This window comes from Brachyspira sp. G79 (assembly GCF_002379365.1).
Classification (GTDB): Bacteria; Spirochaetota; Brachyspiria; order Brachyspirales; family Brachyspiraceae; genus Brachyspira.
Genome location: NZ_JQIU01000007.1, coordinates 274,855 through 291,866 on the forward strand (window position 1 = coordinate 274,855; position 17,012 = coordinate 291,866).

Consider the following 17,012-nt stretch of genomic DNA (forward strand, 5'->3'; position numbering starts at 1 on the left):
TCCTAAAATAATAATATTTATGAATTTAATAATTTCAAAAACTCAGCATTATCTTTAGTAGAATTCATTTTATCAATAACAGTTTCTATTAATTGATCCTCATCTATACCCTGAGACTGCATATATTTTCTTAAAGCCCACATCTTATTTTTTTCCTCTTCAGTAAGAAGTAAATCCTCTCTTCTAGTAGAAGAAGAATCAATATCAATAGCAGGGAAAAGTCTTCTATTTGCAAGTTTTCTATCCAAATGAAGCTCCATATTACCAGTACCTTTGAACTCTTCGTATATATAATCGTCCATTTTACTTCCAGTATCAACCAAAGCAGAAGCTATTATAGTAAGAGAGCCGCCTTCTTCTATATTTCTGGCAGCACCGAAGAATCTTTTTGGTTTATGAAGAGCATTAGAATCTACACCCCCTGTTAACACCTTACCACTTGCAGGAACAACCAAGTTATAAGCTCTTGAAAGTCTTGTAATAGAATCAAGTATTATAACAACATCATGTTTATTTTCTACTAAACGTTTAGCTTTTTCTAATACCATTTCAGAAACCTGACAATGTTTATCTGGAGTTTCATCAAATGTAGATGCAATAACCTCAGCTTCTGGAACTTGTCTTTTCATATCGGTAACTTCTTCAGGACGCTCATCTATAAGAAGTATAAAAAGTTTAATATCTGGATAGTTTTTACATATAGCATTAGCAATCTCCTGAAGCATCATAGTTTTACCAGCTTTTGGAGGAGCTACGATTAAACCTCTTTGACCTTTACCTATAGGGGAAACAAGATTAATAATACGTGTAGATATTTTATTAGGAGCAAACTCCAAGTCTATACGTTCATTAGGGAAAATAGGGGTTAATTTATCAAATTGAGGTCTTTTATAAAGATTATTAGGCTCTTCTCCATTAACTGTTAAAATTTTAAGCAAAGCAAAAAATTTTTCTCCAGCATTATCTTTAGGAGGTCTTACTTCACCAGTAATTATATCCCCCGTTCTAAGACCAAAAAGTCTAATTTGAGCAGGTGAAATATATATATCATCAGGACCAACCAAATAATTACTATTTTGAGACCTTAAAAAACCAAAACCGTCTTGCAAAGTCTCTAAAGTACCCTCAGCAATAATTTTACCTTCCATAGCATGCTGTGCTCTCACTATAGCCTGCATAAGTTCTTGGCGTCTGATATTATTAGAAGTGTCTTTTTTTATACCATAACCTTCAGCAAATTCCAAAAGTTCCTCAAAAGTTAAACAACTTAATTTACTAATATGAATATCCTCAACAGGTTTATTCAGTTTTTCACCATTTAGATCATTATCATAATTTTCATTAATATTAACATCTTGTTCATCTTTTGAAACTATATCATTATTATTATTATCTTGCAAAGTCTCAATCTGTTTCACAACTTTTTTTCTGACAACTTTTTTAGGCTGAGAAACAGGAGTTTCAATTTCTTCATTTTCATTAGATACTTTTACACGTTTTTTTTGGAAAGGCATAATAATTCCTCCATAAACAACATCTATGTAAAGTTATAGCGAACATTCGCTATAACAAAACTATAGATATTATTTATATAAAATTTGCTTATATTAAGATTTATAAACCGATTTGTCTATTTTTATTTAATTAATTTATTTATTTTCAGTTTTAACAGAAGAGCTATCAGATTCACAAAGCATAACTACACACATATCTGCAGCATCACCGAATCTTTTATATGACAAAATTTTTCTTACATAACCGCCATTTTTATCAGCATATCTAGGAGCTATATCTTTAAAAAGTTTAGTAAGTATAGTCCTATCTTTAACATACTTAGCAGCCATTCTTCTATTGTGAACATTGTCAACTTTAGCTTTATATATAATTTTATCAGCTAATTGCTTTATAGCTCTGCCTTTTTCTTTAGTAGTTTCTATTTTTTCATATTTCAAAAGAGAAGTAAGCATGTTAGAAAGCATAGCTTTTTTATGTGCACTTGTTCTATTAAATTTTTTTACTGTAACTCTATGTCTCATTTTACTATCCTTAAAAGTTTATTACCTTTTATATTAACCTCTCATACCAAGATGAGCACCATACTCTGCAAGTTTTTCTTTAATTTCTTCAATAATCATTTCATTAGCACCCATAAGTCTTAACAAATCAGATTCAGTTTTTACAGCAACCTTATCCAAAGTTTTAAGATCAGAAGCCATCAAGAAATTAGCAGTTCTAACAGAGAATTCCACTTCTTCAATATGTTTTCCCTTAAGAGAATCAAGAACAGAATCTTTAGGGGTTTCTTCTATTTTTTCATCATCGCCATTAGCCTCTTCAGGATCCATAAAATGTTTTAAATTATCTCTTAAGATTTTAGCAGCTTGTGAAAGAGCTTTTTCTGGAGCTATATTACCTTTAGTTTCTATTTCAAGAGTAAGTTTTCCGTAATCTATACGCTGTCCTACTCTTATAGGGTCAACATTATATTTAACACTTACAATAGGTGAATATATAGCATCTATAGCTATAGCATTAACATCTTCTACCAATTCAATATTCATTTCTGCAGGCACATAACTATATCCGCCTTCTATTTGAATATCCATTTCAAAGGTATAGCCTTCCGCAATAGTAGCAATATAGTAATCAGGGTTATGAACCTGAGCCTCATTATCATTAGCCACCAAATCGCCGGCAGTAATAGTGCAAGGACCTTCTTTTTTCATATGAATAGTTTTTGTTTCCAAACGATCTGGAAGCGAAACTACAACATTTTTAAGATGCATAATCATCACTATAGTGTCTTCTTTCATGCCGGGTACATTTTCAAATTCGTTGCTGACACCATCTATTTTAATAGCAGTGATAGCATAACCAGGTATAGAAGATAATAATACTCTTCTTAAAGCATTACCAACAGTAACCGCATATCCTCTTTCAAAAGGCTGAGCAATAAATTTGCCGTAAGTAGGAGTCAAGTCTTTCTTCTCAAAAGTAACCCTATGAGGATGTTTAATAGATTCTAATATTTCTTTTAATGCCATTCTTATAATACCCCTTATAAAAGAGTTCCATTACTTAGAATAGTACTCAATGATGAGCTGTTCATTGATAGGATACTCTATATGATCTCTTATAGGCAAAGTAACTATTTCTCCTGTTTTAGAAGAAAGATCCAAACTTAACCATGCTGGAACATATTCACTTTTTAAACCTTCTGCTATAGTTTTAACTTCACCTACAGCATTGCCATTTTCAGTAAAAGAGATTTTATCTCCAACTTTTGTACTGTATGAAGGAATTGACATTTTTTTACCATTAACTGATATAAAACCATGAGCTACAAATTGTCTAGCCTGATTTCTACTTTTAGCAAAACCAAGTCTATAAACAACATTGTCCAAACGTAATTCTAATAATCTAAGTAAGTTTTCACCAGATACACCAGCTACACGTATAGCCTCATGATAATAATTTCTAAATTGTTTTTCTAAAACACCGTAAATACGTTTAACTTTTTGTTTTTCTCTCATCTGAATACCATATTCTGACAACTGTTTCATTTTACGGTTAACAGGACCTGGTACTTCTCTCTTTTTTGTTATAGCACATTTAGCAGTAAGACATCTTTCGCCTTTCAACATAAGTTTCATTTTTTCACGGCGGCATAATCTACAACTAGCATCTCTATATCTTGCCATATTATTTATCTCCTATTAATACAACTTAAATACAAATATTATATTCTTCTTCTTTTTCTAGGACGGCAGCCGTTATGAGGCATTGGAGTAACGTCCTTAATAAGTTTAACTTTAAGACCTGAAGCTTCAACTGCTCTGATAGAGCTTTCTCTTCCCATTCCAGGACCTTTTACATAAACTTCTACTTCTCTAACACCCATTTCATAAGCCTTTTTCGATGCTTTCTCACTAGCAACCTGTGCAGCGAAAGGAGTAGATTTTTTACTGCTTTTATAATCTCCATCTAAACCTGCACTAGCCCAAGATAGAGTGTCTCCATTTCTATCTGTTATAGTAACTATTGTATTATTAAAGCTAGCTTTTATATGTACTATACCAAAAGCTTCAACTTTTCTATCTTTTTTAATTTTTTTATCTTTTAGAGTTTTTTTACCTTTTTGAGTAGCCACTATTCTCCCCCATTAATTATTTTTTACCTGGTGCTTTTTTCTTACCAGCAATAGCTTTTCTAGCTCCGCCGCCTCTAGCATTACGCGAATTAGTGCGTGTACGCTGACCATGCACTGGAAGCCTTTTAATATGACGCATTCCACGATATGAGTGAATATCTTTTAAACGCTTTATATTATTGTAAAGCTCTGTACGTAAATCACCTTCTACTTTAGTAGTGGCTTCTATAGCATCTCTTAAAGCTGTAATTTGTGCATCTGTTAAATCTTTAGCTTTAATAGAATAATCTATATTAGCTTTATCACAAATAACATGAGCAAGAGTGCGACCTATACCGTATATATCAGTAAGGGCTATTTCTATTCTTTTATTGTTTCTAATTTCAACACCCATTAAGCGTGCCATATTAATTATCTCCTTAAATTAATTACTTCTGTTTTTGTTTATGTCTTGGGTTTTTCTTACATATAACTCTAACTACGCCTTTTCTTTTAACTATCTGACAGTCATTACAGCGTTTTTTTATAGAACTTTTTACTTTCATTGTAACTAATCTCCAATTAATTTATTACTTATAACGATAAATTATTCTGCCCTTTGTTAAATCATAGGGAGACATTTCTATAGTTACTTTATCACCGGGAAGTATGCGAATAAAATTCATACGCATCTTACCTGATATATGAGCCAATATCTTATGACCATTTTCTAGCTCTACTCTAAAAGTAGCATTCGGAAGAGGCTCTACAACTGTACCCTCTACTTCTATAGTTTCTCTATCAGCCATATTGTTTACCTTCTAACCTTAGATTTCTTCAATATACCATCATAGTTATGCATTTGTAAATAGGATTCTATTTGCTTTAATAACTCAACGGCAACACTTACACTAATCATTACTGATGTTCCGCCCATCAAATAAACAAGAGAATTATTTGTACCTCTGAAAGGTGCAAATATAGGTATCTTAGACATTAAATCTGGGAATACTGCTATAGCCGCCAAGAATATTGAACCGCCTATAGTTATTCTGCTTAATACTGTCTTAAGATATTCTGCTGTTTGAGTACCAGGTCTATAACCGGGTATAAAACCGCCAGATTTTTTAAGATTCTCTGCTATATCGTCTGGATTAAATTGTACTGATGTATAAACATAGGCAAACATTATAACTAAAAGACAATAGAGAATAATGTATGCCCAGCTTCCATAAGAGAAAAATCTAAGCAATGCATCAAGCCATCTCCATTGAACACCTCTAGTTAAACTAGCTATCTGAGCTGGAATTGCCATTAAAGCAGAAGCGAATATTATAGGTATAACTCCAGATGGATTGATTTTGAAAGGTATATGAGTTGATTGAGCTCCGAATACTTTTCTTCCAACCACACGTTTAGCATATTGAACAGGTATTCTTCTCTGTCCGCTTTCTTCATAAACTACACAGAATATAACTATTGCGAAAATTATGAAGAAAAGAACTATAACTAAAGAGTTTAAATATTCACTTTCTCTTTTCTGTATAACATCGTAAACACCAGCAGGAATACGAGCAACAATACCAGCAAAAATTATAACAGATATACCGTTACCAAGGCCGCGTTCTGTAATTTGGTCACCTAGCCACATTAAGAACATGGTACCAGCAGTAGCTGTTACAACTACTAATAATATAAATCCTATACCAGGATTCATAAATATCATAGCACCTTCATTTATGCTCTGTATCCAACTAGCCATAGCTGCAGATTGTACTATACAAAGAACAAGTGTTAAATATCTAACATACTGATTTATCTTTTTACGACCGCTTTCACCTTCTTTTTGCATTCTTTCGAGTGCAGGTATTACTACCCCAAGAAGCTGCATTATGATAGAAGCAGAAATATAAGGCATTATACCAAGTGCCAATATAGAAAATCTAAATAAAGCACCGCCTGAAAATAAATCCATTATAGTTAAAAGTCCTGCACCGCCTTGCGATGAGGATAAAAAGCCCAAAAGAGCTGTAGGATCTATACCAGGTGTAGGAATATGACTTCCTATTCTATAAACTAAAATAGCTATAACAGTAAATAATATTCTGCTTCTTAATTCCTGTACCTTAAATATATTAGCTAATGATTTCAACATTATTATTTACCTTAAGATTTTTTATCTTCTTTTTTTCTAATATATTTTTTACGTTCATGTATTATAACTTTACCGCCAGATTTCTCGATTTTTTCTATAGCTTTTTTACTAGCCATATCAACTGTAATAGTAACAGCATTTTTAACTTCACCCATAGAAAGAAGTTTAATATAATCTCTTTTAGATGAAAGGAAACCTAATTTTAGTAAAATTTCTCTGCTTATTTCATTACCAATAGAATCTAAATCACCAACATTGATAACATTTACACATTTTTTGAAAGCTGCATTAGTAAATCCGCTTTTAGGGATTCTTCTATGCAAAGGCATCTGTCCACCTTCAAAACCAGCTCTTCTGCTGTATCCAGAACGAGACTGTGCACCTTTATCACCTCTGCCTGCAGTACAGCCCCAACCAGAACCTTGACCGCGTCCTACTCTATGACGTTTTTTGCTTGAACCTTTAGGAGCTCTTAATATTTTTGTATTTTCTTGTGCCATTGTTAAGAACCTCACTTATACTCTACTTTAAGAAGATGTGATATTTTATTTATCATTCCATTTATTTGAGGAGTTGCTTCATGTTCTACAACTCTTTTACTCTTTTTAAAACCTAAAGCTACAACAGTATCTCTTTGAGACTTCTCATAGCCTATAGGAGATTTAACTAATGTTATTACAACTTTAGCCATTATTCTGCCCTCCCATAAATCTGGTCTATACTAATTCCTCTTTTATTAGCCATATGCTCTACTGTTTTCAAAGATTTCAAACCTTCAAAAGTAGCTTTAGCTAGGTTCATTGAATTGTTATTACCTAAAGACTTAGAAAGAATATTTTTTACACCAGCCAATTCTAACACAGCACGTGCAGGACCACCTGAAATTACTCCAGTACCTTTAGAAGCTGGTTTCATAATAATTCTGCTGCTTCTAAATACACCAACTGTATTATGAGGTATAGTTTCACCTTTTAAGTTAACTTCTATCATGTTTTTCTTAGCTTGCTCTATAGCTTTTCTAATAGCATCTGGTACTTCATTTGCTTTACCATAACCTAAACCAACATGACCATTCTTATCACCTAAAACCATTAAAGCGGCAAATCTAAAACGTCTTCCGCCTTTCATAACTTTAGCAACTCTGTTTAAAGTTATAAGACGTTCTTCGTACATACTTTTTTCTTCGTTGTTGTTTATATCGTGTGCCAAGGTCATACTCCTTAAAATTTCAATCCTGCTTCACGAGCACCGTCAGCCAAGGATTTTATTTTTCCATGATATATATAGCCGTTTCTGTCGAATACAACTTCACTTATATTTTTTTCTTTTGCTCTAGCGGCTAAAATTTTTCCTATTTCTTTAGCTATATCAGCATTTTTACCGCTTTTTAAATCTTTTTCCTGAGAAGATGCTGATACTAAAGTAACACCTTTACTATCATCTATTATTTGAGCAGATACATATTTAAGACTTTTATAAACTGTAAGTCTAGGACGCTCAGAGCTTCCTTCTATTTTTATACGTATACTTCTTTTTCTTCTTTCACGTTGAGCTTTAATTTTTTCTCTTAAACCCATAGCTTACCCCTTACTTAGCAGCTTTTTTACTTTCTTTCATTTTTACATGCTCGCCTTCAAATCTAACACCTTTACCTTTATAAGGTTCAACAGGTCTTCTCTTTTTAATATTCATAGCGAGCTCACCTACTTGTTCTTTATCATTACCTTCGATAACTATCTTTGTGTCTTTTTCTACTGTTACTTTTACACCTTCAGGTATTTTCATTTTTACATCACTAGAAAAACCTAATTGTAAAGTTATAATGTCTCCTTGTACATTAGAACGGTAACCTGTACCTTCTAGCTGAAGCACTTTTTTATATCCAGTATTTACACCTTCTATCATATTAGAAATAAGTTTCCACACCAAACCTAATTGTGCAGAATATTTAGCTTTATTTTCTTTAATAGCTTTTTCGTCAGTACTTTCAATCTTAGGAGGTTTAACCCAAAGAGAATTATTTTCAAGTTCAAGTATTATATAATCAAAAAACTCTCTTGTCAACTCCCCTCTTTTACCTTTTACGATTACTTTATGTCCGTCTACTTTAACTTCAACGCCCTGAGGTATCGCTATAGGTTTGTTTGCTAATCTACTCATTATTAATACCCTCTTAATTTATTACCAAACGTAGCATAAAACTTCGCCGCCAACATTTTCTTTTCTAGCTTGTTTATCTGTCATAACGCCTTTGCTTGTAGATATTACAGATATACCAAAACCATTTTTTACTTGAGGTATAGTGTCTACTGAGGTATAAACTCTCAAACCAGGAGTTGATACTCTTTGAATGCCCTCTATTACTGAACTTCCCTCATAATATTTCAAGTCTATTTCTATGCGGAAGAAATTTTTATCTTTTACTTCTACTTTTTTGAAGTCATTAATATATCCTTCTTTCTTTAAAATTGCAAGTATATTTTCCATTTTTGTAGAAAAAGGTATAGTAACAGCTTCTTTTTTTGCTCTACATCCGTTTCTAATTATAGTTAAAGCATCTGCTATTGGATCATGTACGCTCATTTATATAACTCCTTAAATTACCAACTAGACTTAGTTACGCCCGGTATTAAACCTTTATTAGCTAAATCTCTGAAACATATTCTGCACATCTTGTACTGTCTTATGTAAGCACGAGGTCTACCACATATTGGGCATCTGTTATATTGTCTTGTTTTATATTTTTGTTTTTTTGTAGCTTTAACTTTAAGTGCCAATCTAGCCATTATTTATTCTCCTGACTTTTAGGTGCAGCACGGAATGGCAAACCTACTCTTTCTAATAAAGTGCGTGCCATATCGTCATTATCTGCAGTAGTTACTATTGTTATATTTAAGCCTTTTACAGCATCTGTTTTATCAAAACTTATTTCTGGAAATATAGTATGTTCTTTTATTCCTAAATTGTAATTACCTTTACCGTCAAATCCTCTTCTAGGAATACCTTGGAAGTCTCTTACCCTTGGTAATGCTATGAATATTAATCTCTCTAAGAAGTCATACATTCTCTCACCTCTTAAAGTTACACGGCATCCTATAGGCATACCTTGTCTCAATTTGAAGTTAGCTATAGATTTTTTAGCTCTTGTTACAACAGCTCTTTGTCCTGCTATTTGAGTCAATTCTTCTACAGCAGAATCAACATATTTTTTGTCTGTTACAGCCTGAGTTACTCCCATATTAATTATTATTTTTTCAATTTTAGGGATAGCCATTGTAGAGCTTAAATTCATATCTTTTAGCAGAGACTGTTTAATTTCGTTTTCATACCTATCTTTCAATACTGACATAATTTATTCTCCTACTTACTTATCAAGAAAATCGCCCGATTTTTTAGAATATCTTTTTAATTTTCCGTCTGCTTCTTTTCTTCCAACTCTAGTAGCTTTACCGCCTTTATCCACTACCATTACATTGGATATATTTATTGAAGCCTCTTTTTCAACTATACCGCCTTTTTGATTCTCTTGAGTTTTAGGCATAGTTTTTTTAACCATATTGATGTTTTTTACTACAACTCTGCCTTTTTTTCTGTCTATAGACAATACCTCGCCGCGTTCGCCGCTTTGCTCTCCAGCTATTACCTCAACAGTATCGCCTTTTTTTACTTTATATTTTGTCTTACTTAAATCTTGTTTTTTTATCATAATTATATTACCTCTGGTGCAAGTGATACTATCTTCATAAAGCCTCTGTCTCTAAGCTCGCGTGCTACTGGTCCGAATATACGTTTACCTCTTGGTTCTTTTTTATCATCTACTATAACAGCAGCATTCTCATCAAAACGTATGTATGAACCATCTGGACGTCTAACTTCTTTTTTAACTCTTACTATTACGGCTTTAACAACTTTACCTTTTTCTATAGAGCAAGTAGGTATTATATCTGTTACAGAGCAAACAATTACATCACCTAAAGTAGCATATCTGCGTCTGCTTCCGCCTAATACCTTAATACATTTTAACTTTTTCACGCCAGTATTGTCGGCTACATTAAGAGTACTTGGTACTTGTATCATAATTCTTACTCTCCTTCAACCTGTGAAGAAACTGCTGCTTCTGGAGCATGTTTTTCACGTTTTAATACGCTTTCTACATCGCTGTCTATAGAATCTTTCTCTAGACGTTCTGCTTTCTTAATTATTTTTGTCAATCTAAATTTTTTATCTTTACTAAGAGGTCTGCACTCTATTACTCTTACTAAATCGCCTTCATGGCATTCGTTTTTTTCGTCATGAGCTTTATAGCGTTTATTTTTACTAATAGTTTTACCATAGAGCGGGTGTTTCTGCTTGCTTTCTACTTTTACAACTATAGTTTTATCCATTTTATCAGAAACTACAATTCCCTCAAGTACTCTTTTATATTTTTTTGCTTTGCTTTCCACAGTAATACCTCACTATTTTTTTATGCCAAGTTTATATTGACGAATAAATGTCTTAACTTTAGCTATATCTTTACGAGCTTTTTTTAGCTGATGTGTTTGTCTTGCATCGCCTACTACTTTTTCAAATCTATGCTCTTGATATTCTTTTTCTAATTTTAGAAGTTCACTTTTAAGCTCTTCTAAAGGCAATGACTTATAATCTTTTTTATTTTTAGCCATTATATAGCCTCCCTCTTAATGAACTTAGTTTTTATAGGAAGCTTGAAACCAGCTAATCTGAAAGCTGATTGTGCCAACTCTTCTGGAACACCTGATATTTCAAATATTACTTTTCCAGGTTTAACTACAGCTACCCAATATTCAACGTTACCTTTACCTTTACCCATTCTAGTTTCAGCTGGTTTTTTAGTATAAGGTTTATCTGGAAATACTTTTATCCACATCTTACCTACACGTTTAACATGTCTTGATATAGCAATACGTGCAGCCTCAATTTGTCTATCTGTAAGCCATACAGGTTCTAATGCCATCAAACCATAATCTCCGAAAGTAAGATTACTTCCTCTTTTTGATTTGCCTTTCATTCTGCCTCTATGATGTTTACGATATTTCATTCTTGATGGTTGTAACATTATCTATCTCCTTTGGCACTGATAACTTTACCTGCATCATCTTGCTTATGTTCTTTTTTATCAAGAATTTCTCCCTTATAGATCCACACTTTTATTCCGATAATACCGAATGTAGTAAGTGCTTCTGCAGTGCCGTAATCTATATTAGCTCTTAATGTATGTAATGGTACTGAACCATTTTTATATTGTTCTGTTCTAGCAATGTCAGCTCCTGCTAAACGTCCAGAACACATAACTTTTATTCCTTTAGCACCTTTCTTCATAGCCTGAGTTATAACGCTTTTCATAGCTCTTCTAAAAGCAACACGCATTTCTAATTGACGTGCTACGCTTTGTGCTGCTAATGTTGCATCTAACTCTGCATCTCTTATCTCTGTAATTGAGAAATGTACTGGTTTTTTAACCATTTTTTGAACTGCTGTTTTTACAGTTTCAACTCTCTGACCTTTAGGTCCTATTACAACACCTGCTCTTGCAGTAGAGATGAAAATATTAATTCTATCTGGGAAACGTACTATTTGTATATCAGATATAGCAGGGTCAAAAGACTCTTTTTTTCCGCCGATTTTCTTTTGTTCTTCTTTTAATGTTTTATAATAATAATTCATTATATAGCGTCTGATAGATAAATCTTCATGCAAACTGTCTGCATAAGTTCTGCTATCTTCAAACCATTTACTAGACCAAGTTTTGTTAATTCCGAGTCTTAAACCTATTGGACTAACCTTTTGACCCATAGTTTATACCTCCGCTGCTTTAGGTGCTTCTTCTACTTTAGCACTTTTTACTTTTAATTTTTTCTTTTCAGGTTTTTTATCATCACTTAATATTATAGTAATATGTGAAAGTCTTTTTAATATTGGGTCAGCACTGCCTCTGCTTGCTGCACGTATTCTTTTTAATGTTGGAGCTTTGTCAACATAAGCAGTTTTTACCCATAATGTATCTGGATTGATATTTCTTGATTGGAATATTGCATTAGCTATTCCGCTTTTAATAGCCTTTCTTAGAACTACTGATGACATCTGTGGCATTGTTGCAAGATTAGATATAGCATGATTCACATACTCTCCTCTAACAAAAGGAAGTAATCTTGATACTTTCCTGCGGCCAATGCGTAAATAACGTACCTTTACTTTATAATCCATAGTCTAAATCCTTATTTCTTACCTACTTTAGCGGCACCTGCATGAGATATAAATTTTCTTGTTGGTGCAAATTCGCCTAATTTATGACCTATCATATTTTCTTGTATATAAACTGCTACAAATGTTTTACCATTATGTACATTTATAGTAAAGCCTATCATTTCTGGAATAATTGTTGAAGCACGGCTATAAGTTTTTATTTGGTGCTTATTATCTCCAGCTTGTATTTTCTTAAAAAGATTCTTATCTACAAAAGGTCCTTTTTTAATAGAGCGAGACATTATTTTTTACCCCCTCTTCTTTTGATTATTAATCTATCAGAATACTTATGTTTCTTTCTAGTTTTGTAACCCTTAGTAGGTACACCTGTTGGAGAAACTGGGTGCGGATTACCTTGACCGCTTTTACCTTCACCACCACCGTGTGGGTGATCTACTGGGTTCATTACAACACCTCTTACTTTTGGTCTTCTGCCTTTATGTCTTGTAGTTCCAGCTTTACCATCTGTAGTATTGAAATGATCTAGGTTACCTATTTGTCCTATAGTAGCATAACAATTTTCTAGTATTCTTCTTTCTTCACCTGAGCGAAGTCTTATTACACAATAACCGCCTGATTTTGCTGTTATCTGAGCACCACCGCCTGCTGCTCTAACAAGCTGACCACCTTTTCCAGGAGTTATTTCAATGTTATGTATTATAGTACCTAATGGAATTTTTTTCAATGGTAAAGTGCATCCAATTTTAACTTTTGCATTTTCACCGCTTACTACTCTATCGCCTACATTAAGTCCCAATGGCCATATTATGTATCTTTTTTCGCCATCTGTATAGTGTAGTAAAGCTATACGAGCAGTTCTGTTAGGATCATACTCTATAGAAACCACTTTAGCTTCTATGTCATGCTTATCTCTTCTAAAATCTACAAATCTAAATAGTTTTTTATGTCCGCCTCCGCGACGACGCATAGTTATACGACCATTTGAACCACGTCCGCTTATACGTTTTTTTCCGCATACTAATGATTTACAAGGCTCATTTGTTGTAATATCAGAAAAATCTACTACTGTACGATAGCGTAAACTTGGTGTTGTCGGTTTAAATTTCTTAATAGCCATCGGTGTCCCTCATTATTTTACTATATCTATTGATTCTTTGCCGTCAAGAACTATTATCGCTTTTTTATAGCTACGTGTATATCCGCGTCTGCTCATTCTGCGATTTTTCTTTTTTGGCTTAACATTTATTATCTTACAATCTAGCGGATGTACATTGAATATTTTTTCAACCGCTTTCATTAATTCTGTTTTATTAGCGTCCTGTCTTACTTTAAATACATAATAACGCTTTTCTGTTCCTCTAGGCTCAGTTCTAAGCATATTACTTTTTTCTGTAAGTATAGGCTCAATTAAAAGTGAATACATGCTCATATTTTTTAACCCTTAATTCTAGCATTTAATTTAGATAAAGCTGTTTTAGTAAAATATACCTCATCAGCATAAAATAAAGGATGTATAGACATACTGTCTGCATTTACAAGCTTTAAATCTTTAATGTTTCTTAATGATAATAATAATTTATTGTAATTATCACCTAAAGATTCATCTTTACCTACTACAAATGCCACTTTTCTTGTATTTGGTTCTTTAACCTTACTTATAAAACTAGCCATTCTTTTTGTTTTAGGAGCATCAAAAGTGAAGTCCTCAAAAACTTTAAGAACATTGCTTCCATATTTTAAAGATAAAACAGACAATAGAGCCTTACGCTTCATTTTCTTTGGCAATCTATAGCTATAATCGCGTGGTTTAGGTGTATGTGTTTTACCACCGCCTACCCAAATTGGCGAACGTGTAGAACCTGCTCTTGCTCTACCAGTACCTTTTTGTCTCCAAGGTTTTTTACCGCCTCCTGAAACTTCTGCTCTGGTTTTAGTAGAGTGCGTTCCCTGACGTCTGTTAGCTAATTCATTTTTGATTGCTTCGTAAAGTAGATTATTGTTAACTTCTGATTTAAATATCTCATCAACAATCTCTAAATTGCCTACGCTATCTCCATTTTCATTTAGTATTACTACTTCCATTTTATCATCCTGTTATTACTCTAAATTAATTCATTGAGTTCTTTTTCTTGTTGCGTTTTTTAGCTGCTGATGTTAATTTCACTATACTATTAACTGCACCAGGTATAGCACCTTTAATCATAATCAAATTATCATCTGGTCTTATTTCAACTACTTTCAAGTTTTGTATAGTAGTTAAAGCATTACCCATATGTCCTGGCATACCTTTACCTTTCCATACTCTTGCAGGGTAGCTGTTACAACCTATAGAACCAGCTCTTCTTCTGAAGTTAGAACCATGGCTCATAGGACCACCGTCGTAATTATGTCTTTTCATTACACCTGCAAAACCGCGGCCTTTACTCAAAGAACTAACATCTATAAAATCGCCTGCTTGAAATACATCTGCTTTAAGTTCCTGACCTACTGTATATGAACTAGTATTGTCCATTCTGAACTCTTTTAGATATTTCTTAGGCTCTAAATTTGCTTTTTTAAATTGACCTATCTGTGGCTTTTTCAAATGCTTTTCTTTTACAGCGCCATAGCCTAATTGAATTGCACTGTAGCCATCTTTCTCATTATCTCTTATCTGCATAACTGTGCATGGACCAGCTTCTACTACTGTTACTGCTATTGCATTACCAGTTTCATCAAAAACTGTTGTCATGCCCAATTTTTTGCCAATTATTCCTACCATCGGCGAATCCTCTATAATGATTTTACTTACTACTTTTCTATTGTTTCAAACTATTACAGATAAAACGTAGTAAAGAGCTTTATCTTTAATATTTAATTAAACGCTTATTTAAGCTGAACATCAACCCCAGCTGGAAGCGCTAATTTTTTAAGAGATTCTGTTGTTTGAGGAGTTACATCAAAGATATCTATTAATCTCTTATATATACGCATCTCAAATTGTTCTCTTGATTTAATATTTACATGCGGACTTCTTATTACAGTTACCTTACGTATGCTTGTAGGCAATGGTATAGGTCCTGATACTCTAGCACCTGTTTTCTTTACACTAGCTACTATCGACTGAGCTGATTGATCAATAAGCTCAATATCAAAGGCTTTTAGTTTAACTCGTATTTTCTGTTCTTTCATAGCTTGAATTACTCGCTTTCTCTTAATTTATTAAAGGGTATATCTTTAATAAAAAAGGTATACCCTTTTATTTCTCTACTTTAATTATTCTAATATTTTTGTTACAACACCATTACCTACTGTTTTACCACCTTCACGTATAGCGAATCTTTGTTTTTCTTCCATAGCGATTGGTGTGATAAGTTCAATAGTTAAGTTAGCATTATCACCTGGCATAATCATTTGTGAACCTTCTTGTAAGTTGATTACACCTGTTACGTCTGTTGTTCTGAAGTACATTTGTGGTCTGTAACCTGTTACGAAACCGCTGTGTCTTCCACCTTCTTCTTTTTTCAAGATATAAACTTCTGCTTCGAATTTTTTATGAGGTGTGATAGTACCTGGTTTAGCTAATACCTGTCCTCTTTCTACTGCTTTACGTTCAATACCTCTTAAAAGACAACCAACGTTATAACCAGCTATACCTTCTACTTCTTTTTTGAACATTTCTACGCCAGTACAAGTTGTTTTTTGAGTAGGTCTGATACCAACGATTTCAACTTCATCACCTTTTTTGATTTTACCTCTTTCAATTCTTCCAGTAACAACTGTACCTCTTCCAGGAATTGAGTATACGTCTTCGATTGACATTAAGAAGTCTTTATCTACTTCACGTACTGGATCTGGAATATATGTATCTAAAGCATTTAAAAGATCTAATATACATTTACAATCTGGATCTGTTCTAGGATCTTTACCTGCTTCAATAGCTTGAATAGCTTTAATAGCAGAACCTTTAATAATAGGAGTTTTATCGCCGTCAAAACCATAGTGATTTAATACGTCTTTTACTTCTTCTACTGTGATGTCTGCCATTTCTGGATCATCTAATTTATCGCATTTGTTTAAGAATACTACGATGTAATTTACACCTACTTGTCTTGAAAGAAGTACGTGTTCTTTTGTTTGAGGCATTACACCGTCTTCTGCTGATACTACCAATATAGCACCGTCCATCTGAGCAGCACCAGTAATCATGTTTTTAATGTAGTCAGCGTGACCTGGACAGTCTACGTGAGCATAGTGTCTGTTGTCTGATTCATATTCAACGTGTGATGTTGCGATTGTCAATATTTTTGTTGGGTCTCTTCTACCTTGACTTTCAGAAGCCTTTGCTACTGAGTCATAAGCAACTTTTGCTACTGTTGCTGGGAACATAGCAGATGATACTGCTGTTATTGCTGATGTTAATGTTGTTTTACCATGGTCTACGTGTCCAATAGTACCAACGTTTACGTGTGTCTTTTTACCTTCGTAAGTTCCTTTAGCCATTTTAATCCTCCAATTATTTAT

Annotated in this window: 30 protein-coding genes and 1 pseudogene; all 31 read right to left on the reverse strand. The window is 33.2% G+C overall.

What is annotated here, in order from left to right:
• Positions 1-17: 17 nt before the first annotated feature.
• The gene (gene rho / locus KQ44_RS01330) at positions 18-1,286 is read right to left on the reverse strand and encodes a transcription termination factor Rho (protein ID WP_240516422.1); all 1,269 of its coding nucleotides are present in this window, start codon (positions 1,284-1,286) and stop codon (positions 18-20) included.
• A gap of 363 nt (positions 1,287-1,649) precedes the next feature.
• Complete coding sequence (gene rplQ, locus KQ44_RS01335; protein WP_096735917.1) at positions 1,650-2,036, reverse strand: 50S ribosomal protein L17; 387 nt, start codon at positions 2,034-2,036, stop codon at positions 1,650-1,652.
• A gap of 33 nt (positions 2,037-2,069) precedes the next feature.
• Positions 2,070-3,044: a DNA-directed RNA polymerase subunit alpha gene (locus KQ44_RS01340; protein WP_096735918.1), complete on the reverse strand. Its 975-nt coding sequence runs from the start codon at positions 3,042-3,044 to the stop codon at positions 2,070-2,072.
• A gap of 30 nt (positions 3,045-3,074) precedes the next feature.
• Positions 3,075-3,701: a 30S ribosomal protein S4 gene (gene rpsD / locus KQ44_RS01345; RefSeq protein ID WP_020004620.1), complete on the reverse strand. Its 627-nt coding sequence runs from the start codon at positions 3,699-3,701 to the stop codon at positions 3,075-3,077.
• Positions 3,702-3,739: 38 nt separating this feature from the next.
• Entirely contained in the window at positions 3,740-4,108 is a 369-nt protein-coding gene (rpsK, locus tag KQ44_RS01350) for a 30S ribosomal protein S11 (protein ID WP_047117487.1), read from the reverse strand.
• Between the two features lie 58 nt (positions 4,109-4,166).
• Positions 4,167-4,556 carry a 30S ribosomal protein S13 gene (gene rpsM, locus KQ44_RS01355; protein ID WP_008723417.1) on the reverse strand — a complete coding sequence of 130 codons (390 nt, stop codon included), beginning with the start codon at positions 4,554-4,556 and terminating at the stop codon, positions 4,167-4,169.
• Between the two features lie 22 nt (positions 4,557-4,578).
• Positions 4,579-4,695, reverse strand: coding sequence for a 50S ribosomal protein L36 (gene rpmJ / locus KQ44_RS01360; protein WP_008723415.1), 117 nt, complete (start codon positions 4,693-4,695; stop codon positions 4,579-4,581).
• Positions 4,696-4,719: 24 nt separating this feature from the next.
• Positions 4,720-4,938, reverse strand: coding sequence for a translation initiation factor IF-1 (infA, locus tag KQ44_RS01365; protein ID WP_008727096.1), 219 nt, complete (start codon positions 4,936-4,938; stop codon positions 4,720-4,722).
• 5 nt (positions 4,939-4,943) lie between these two features.
• Positions 4,944-6,284 carry a preprotein translocase subunit SecY gene (secY, locus tag KQ44_RS01370; RefSeq protein ID WP_020004619.1) on the reverse strand — a complete coding sequence of 447 codons (1,341 nt, stop codon included), beginning with the start codon at positions 6,282-6,284 and terminating at the stop codon, positions 4,944-4,946.
• Positions 6,285-6,295: 11 nt separating this feature from the next.
• A complete protein-coding gene (gene rplO, locus KQ44_RS01375; protein WP_096735919.1) occupies positions 6,296-6,784 on the reverse strand; it encodes a 50S ribosomal protein L15 in 489 nt (162 codons plus the stop codon).
• Between the two features lie 11 nt (positions 6,785-6,795).
• Positions 6,796-6,975 carry a 50S ribosomal protein L30 gene (gene rpmD / locus KQ44_RS01380; RefSeq protein WP_013114315.1) on the reverse strand — a complete coding sequence of 60 codons (180 nt, stop codon included), beginning with the start codon at positions 6,973-6,975 and terminating at the stop codon, positions 6,796-6,798.
• Positions 6,975-7,457, reverse strand: coding sequence for a 30S ribosomal protein S5 (rpsE, locus tag KQ44_RS01385; RefSeq protein WP_033425242.1), 483 nt, complete (start codon positions 7,455-7,457; stop codon positions 6,975-6,977). The genes rpmD and rpsE overlap by 1 nt, the downstream gene beginning before the upstream one ends.
• 47 nt (positions 7,458-7,504) lie before the next feature.
• Complete coding sequence (gene rplR, locus KQ44_RS01390) at positions 7,505-7,861, reverse strand: 50S ribosomal protein L18 (RefSeq protein WP_096735920.1); 357 nt, start codon at positions 7,859-7,861, stop codon at positions 7,505-7,507.
• Positions 7,862-7,871: 10 nt separating this feature from the next.
• Positions 7,872-8,444, reverse strand: a complete 573-nt coding sequence (gene rplF, locus KQ44_RS01395) for a 50S ribosomal protein L6 (protein WP_096735921.1) — start codon at positions 8,442-8,444, stop codon at positions 7,872-7,874.
• A gap of 21 nt (positions 8,445-8,465) precedes the next feature.
• Positions 8,466-8,867, reverse strand: a complete 402-nt coding sequence (gene rpsH, locus KQ44_RS01400) for a 30S ribosomal protein S8 (RefSeq protein WP_096735922.1) — start codon at positions 8,865-8,867, stop codon at positions 8,466-8,468.
• Positions 8,868-8,884: 17 nt separating this feature from the next.
• Entirely contained in the window at positions 8,885-9,070 is a 186-nt protein-coding gene (locus KQ44_RS01405) for a type Z 30S ribosomal protein S14 (RefSeq protein WP_008723403.1), read from the reverse strand.
• Positions 9,070-9,633, reverse strand: a complete 564-nt coding sequence (gene rplE / locus KQ44_RS01410) for a 50S ribosomal protein L5 (RefSeq protein ID WP_013114310.1) — start codon at positions 9,631-9,633, stop codon at positions 9,070-9,072. Before rplE ends, KQ44_RS01405 begins: the two co-directional genes overlap by 1 nt.
• Positions 9,634-9,648: 15 nt before the next feature.
• Positions 9,649-9,990, reverse strand: coding sequence for a 50S ribosomal protein L24 (rplX, locus tag KQ44_RS01415; protein WP_096735923.1), 342 nt, complete (start codon positions 9,988-9,990; stop codon positions 9,649-9,651).
• Between the two features lie 2 nt (positions 9,991-9,992).
• Complete coding sequence (gene rplN, locus KQ44_RS01420) at positions 9,993-10,361, reverse strand: 50S ribosomal protein L14 (protein ID WP_013114308.1); 369 nt, start codon at positions 10,359-10,361, stop codon at positions 9,993-9,995.
• Between the two features lie 107 nt (positions 10,362-10,468).
• A pseudogene (rpsQ, locus tag KQ44_RS14670) lies at positions 10,469-10,729 on the reverse strand (30S ribosomal protein S17); the annotation flags it as partial.
• A 12-nt stretch (positions 10,730-10,741) separates the two neighbouring features.
• Positions 10,742-10,948 carry a 50S ribosomal protein L29 gene (gene rpmC / locus KQ44_RS01430; protein WP_096735924.1) on the reverse strand — a complete coding sequence of 69 codons (207 nt, stop codon included), beginning with the start codon at positions 10,946-10,948 and terminating at the stop codon, positions 10,742-10,744.
• Positions 10,948-11,361 (reverse strand): 50S ribosomal protein L16, encoded by a 414-nt coding sequence (rplP, locus tag KQ44_RS01435; protein WP_008723384.1) that lies wholly within the window; start codon positions 11,359-11,361, stop codon positions 10,948-10,950. Before rplP ends, rpmC begins: the two co-directional genes overlap by 1 nt.
• Positions 11,361-12,098, reverse strand: a complete 738-nt coding sequence (rpsC, locus tag KQ44_RS01440) for a 30S ribosomal protein S3 (RefSeq protein WP_020004613.1) — start codon at positions 12,096-12,098, stop codon at positions 11,361-11,363. The genes rplP and rpsC overlap by 1 nt, the downstream gene beginning before the upstream one ends.
• 3 nt (positions 12,099-12,101) lie before the next feature.
• Positions 12,102-12,509: a 50S ribosomal protein L22 gene (gene rplV / locus KQ44_RS01445; RefSeq protein WP_020004612.1), complete on the reverse strand. Its 408-nt coding sequence runs from the start codon at positions 12,507-12,509 to the stop codon at positions 12,102-12,104.
• Between the two features lie 11 nt (positions 12,510-12,520).
• A complete protein-coding gene (rpsS, locus tag KQ44_RS01450) occupies positions 12,521-12,790 on the reverse strand; it encodes a 30S ribosomal protein S19 (protein ID WP_008723378.1) in 270 nt (89 codons plus the stop codon).
• Positions 12,790-13,626 (reverse strand): 50S ribosomal protein L2, encoded by an 837-nt coding sequence (gene rplB / locus KQ44_RS01455; protein ID WP_013114304.1) that lies wholly within the window; start codon positions 13,624-13,626, stop codon positions 12,790-12,792. Before rplB ends, rpsS begins: the two co-directional genes overlap by 1 nt.
• 12 nt (positions 13,627-13,638) lie before the next feature.
• Positions 13,639-13,932 (reverse strand): 50S ribosomal protein L23, encoded by a 294-nt coding sequence (rplW, locus tag KQ44_RS01460; RefSeq protein ID WP_187287622.1) that lies wholly within the window; start codon positions 13,930-13,932, stop codon positions 13,639-13,641.
• Between the two features lie 11 nt (positions 13,933-13,943).
• Positions 13,944-14,591, reverse strand: coding sequence for a 50S ribosomal protein L4 (gene rplD / locus KQ44_RS01465; protein WP_012671620.1), 648 nt, complete (start codon positions 14,589-14,591; stop codon positions 13,944-13,946).
• Between the two features lie 25 nt (positions 14,592-14,616).
• Positions 14,617-15,270: a 50S ribosomal protein L3 gene (rplC, locus tag KQ44_RS01470; protein WP_013114302.1), complete on the reverse strand. Its 654-nt coding sequence runs from the start codon at positions 15,268-15,270 to the stop codon at positions 14,617-14,619.
• 104 nt (positions 15,271-15,374) lie between these two features.
• Positions 15,375-15,680: a 30S ribosomal protein S10 gene (rpsJ, locus tag KQ44_RS01475; RefSeq protein WP_008723370.1), complete on the reverse strand. Its 306-nt coding sequence runs from the start codon at positions 15,678-15,680 to the stop codon at positions 15,375-15,377.
• An 84-nt stretch (positions 15,681-15,764) separates the two neighbouring features.
• Positions 15,765-16,991, reverse strand: coding sequence for an elongation factor Tu (gene tuf, locus KQ44_RS01480; RefSeq protein WP_096735925.1), 1,227 nt, complete (start codon positions 16,989-16,991; stop codon positions 15,765-15,767).
• Positions 16,992-17,012: the final 21 nt, after the last annotated feature.

Excerpts from the sequence above, each read along its gene's own strand:
- rplV (WP_020004612.1), bottom strand. The coding sequence starts at position 12,509 with ATGGATTATAAAGTAAAGGTACGTTATTTACGCATTGGCCGCAGGAAA.
- rpsH (WP_096735922.1), bottom strand. The coding sequence starts at position 8,867 with ATGAGCGTACATGATCCAATAGCAGATGCTTTAACTATAATTAGAAAC.
- secY (WP_020004619.1), bottom strand. The coding sequence starts at position 6,284 with ATGTTGAAATCATTAGCTAATATATTTAAGGTACAGGAATTAAGAAGC.
- rplX (WP_096735923.1), bottom strand. The coding sequence starts at position 9,990 with ATGATAAAAAAACAAGATTTAAGTAAGACAAAATATAAAGTAAAAAAA.
- rplE (WP_013114310.1), bottom strand. The coding sequence starts at position 9,633 with ATGTCAGTATTGAAAGATAGGTATGAAAACGAAATTAAACAGTCTCTG.
- rplO (WP_096735919.1), bottom strand. The coding sequence starts at position 6,784 with ATGGCACAAGAAAATACAAAAATATTAAGAGCTCCTAAAGGTTCAAGC.
- rplF (WP_096735921.1), bottom strand. The coding sequence starts at position 8,444 with ATGAGTAGATTAGCAAACAAACCTATAGCGATACCTCAGGGCGTTGAA.
- rpmJ (WP_008723415.1), bottom strand. The coding sequence starts at position 4,695 with ATGAAAGTAAAAAGTTCTATAAAAAAACGCTGTAATGACTGTCAGATA.
- tuf (WP_096735925.1), bottom strand. The coding sequence starts at position 16,991 with ATGGCTAAAGGAACTTACGAAGGTAAAAAGACACACGTAAACGTTGGT.
- rpsJ (WP_008723370.1), bottom strand. The coding sequence starts at position 15,680 with ATGAAAGAACAGAAAATACGAGTTAAACTAAAAGCCTTTGATATTGAG.
- infA (WP_008727096.1), bottom strand. The coding sequence starts at position 4,938 with ATGGCTGATAGAGAAACTATAGAAGTAGAGGGTACAGTTGTAGAGCCT.
- rplR (WP_096735920.1), bottom strand. The coding sequence starts at position 7,861 with ATGGGTTTAAGAGAAAAAATTAAAGCTCAACGTGAAAGAAGAAAAAGA.
- rpsM (WP_008723417.1), bottom strand. The coding sequence starts at position 4,556 with ATGGCACGCTTAATGGGTGTTGAAATTAGAAACAATAAAAGAATAGAA.
- rpmC (WP_096735924.1), bottom strand. The coding sequence starts at position 10,948 with ATGGCTAAAAATAAAAAAGATTATAAGTCATTGCCTTTAGAAGAGCTT.
- rplC (WP_013114302.1), bottom strand. The coding sequence starts at position 15,270 with ATGGTAGGAATAATTGGCAAAAAATTGGGCATGACAACAGTTTTTGAT.
- rpsD (WP_020004620.1), bottom strand. The coding sequence starts at position 3,701 with ATGGCAAGATATAGAGATGCTAGTTGTAGATTATGCCGCCGTGAAAAA.
- rplQ (WP_096735917.1), bottom strand. The coding sequence starts at position 2,036 with ATGAGACATAGAGTTACAGTAAAAAAATTTAATAGAACAAGTGCACAT.
- rpsS (WP_008723378.1), bottom strand. The coding sequence starts at position 12,790 with ATGTCTCGCTCTATTAAAAAAGGACCTTTTGTAGATAAGAATCTTTTT.
- KQ44_RS01340 (WP_096735918.1), bottom strand. The coding sequence starts at position 3,044 with ATGGCATTAAAAGAAATATTAGAATCTATTAAACATCCTCATAGGGTT.
- rpsC (WP_020004613.1), bottom strand. The coding sequence starts at position 12,098 with ATGGGTCAAAAGGTTAGTCCAATAGGTTTAAGACTCGGAATTAACAAA.
- rplB (WP_013114304.1), bottom strand. The coding sequence starts at position 13,626 with ATGGCTATTAAGAAATTTAAACCGACAACACCAAGTTTACGCTATCGT.
- rplP (WP_008723384.1), bottom strand. The coding sequence starts at position 11,361 with ATGTTACAACCATCAAGAATGAAATATCGTAAACATCATAGAGGCAGA.
- rplD (WP_012671620.1), bottom strand. The coding sequence starts at position 14,591 with ATGGAAGTAGTAATACTAAATGAAAATGGAGATAGCGTAGGCAATTTA.
- rpmD (WP_013114315.1), bottom strand. The coding sequence starts at position 6,975 with ATGGCTAAAGTTGTAATAACATTAGTTAAATCTCCTATAGGCTATGAG.
- rpsE (WP_033425242.1), bottom strand. The coding sequence starts at position 7,457 with ATGTACGAAGAACGTCTTATAACTTTAAACAGAGTTGCTAAAGTTATG.
- KQ44_RS01405 (WP_008723403.1), bottom strand. The coding sequence starts at position 9,070 with ATGGCTAGATTGGCACTTAAAGTTAAAGCTACAAAAAAACAAAAATAT.
- rplW (WP_187287622.1), bottom strand. The coding sequence starts at position 13,932 with ATGTATTCACTTTTAATTGAGCCTATACTTACAGAAAAAAGTAATATG.
- rplN (WP_013114308.1), bottom strand. The coding sequence starts at position 10,361 with ATGATACAAGTACCAAGTACTCTTAATGTAGCCGACAATACTGGCGTG.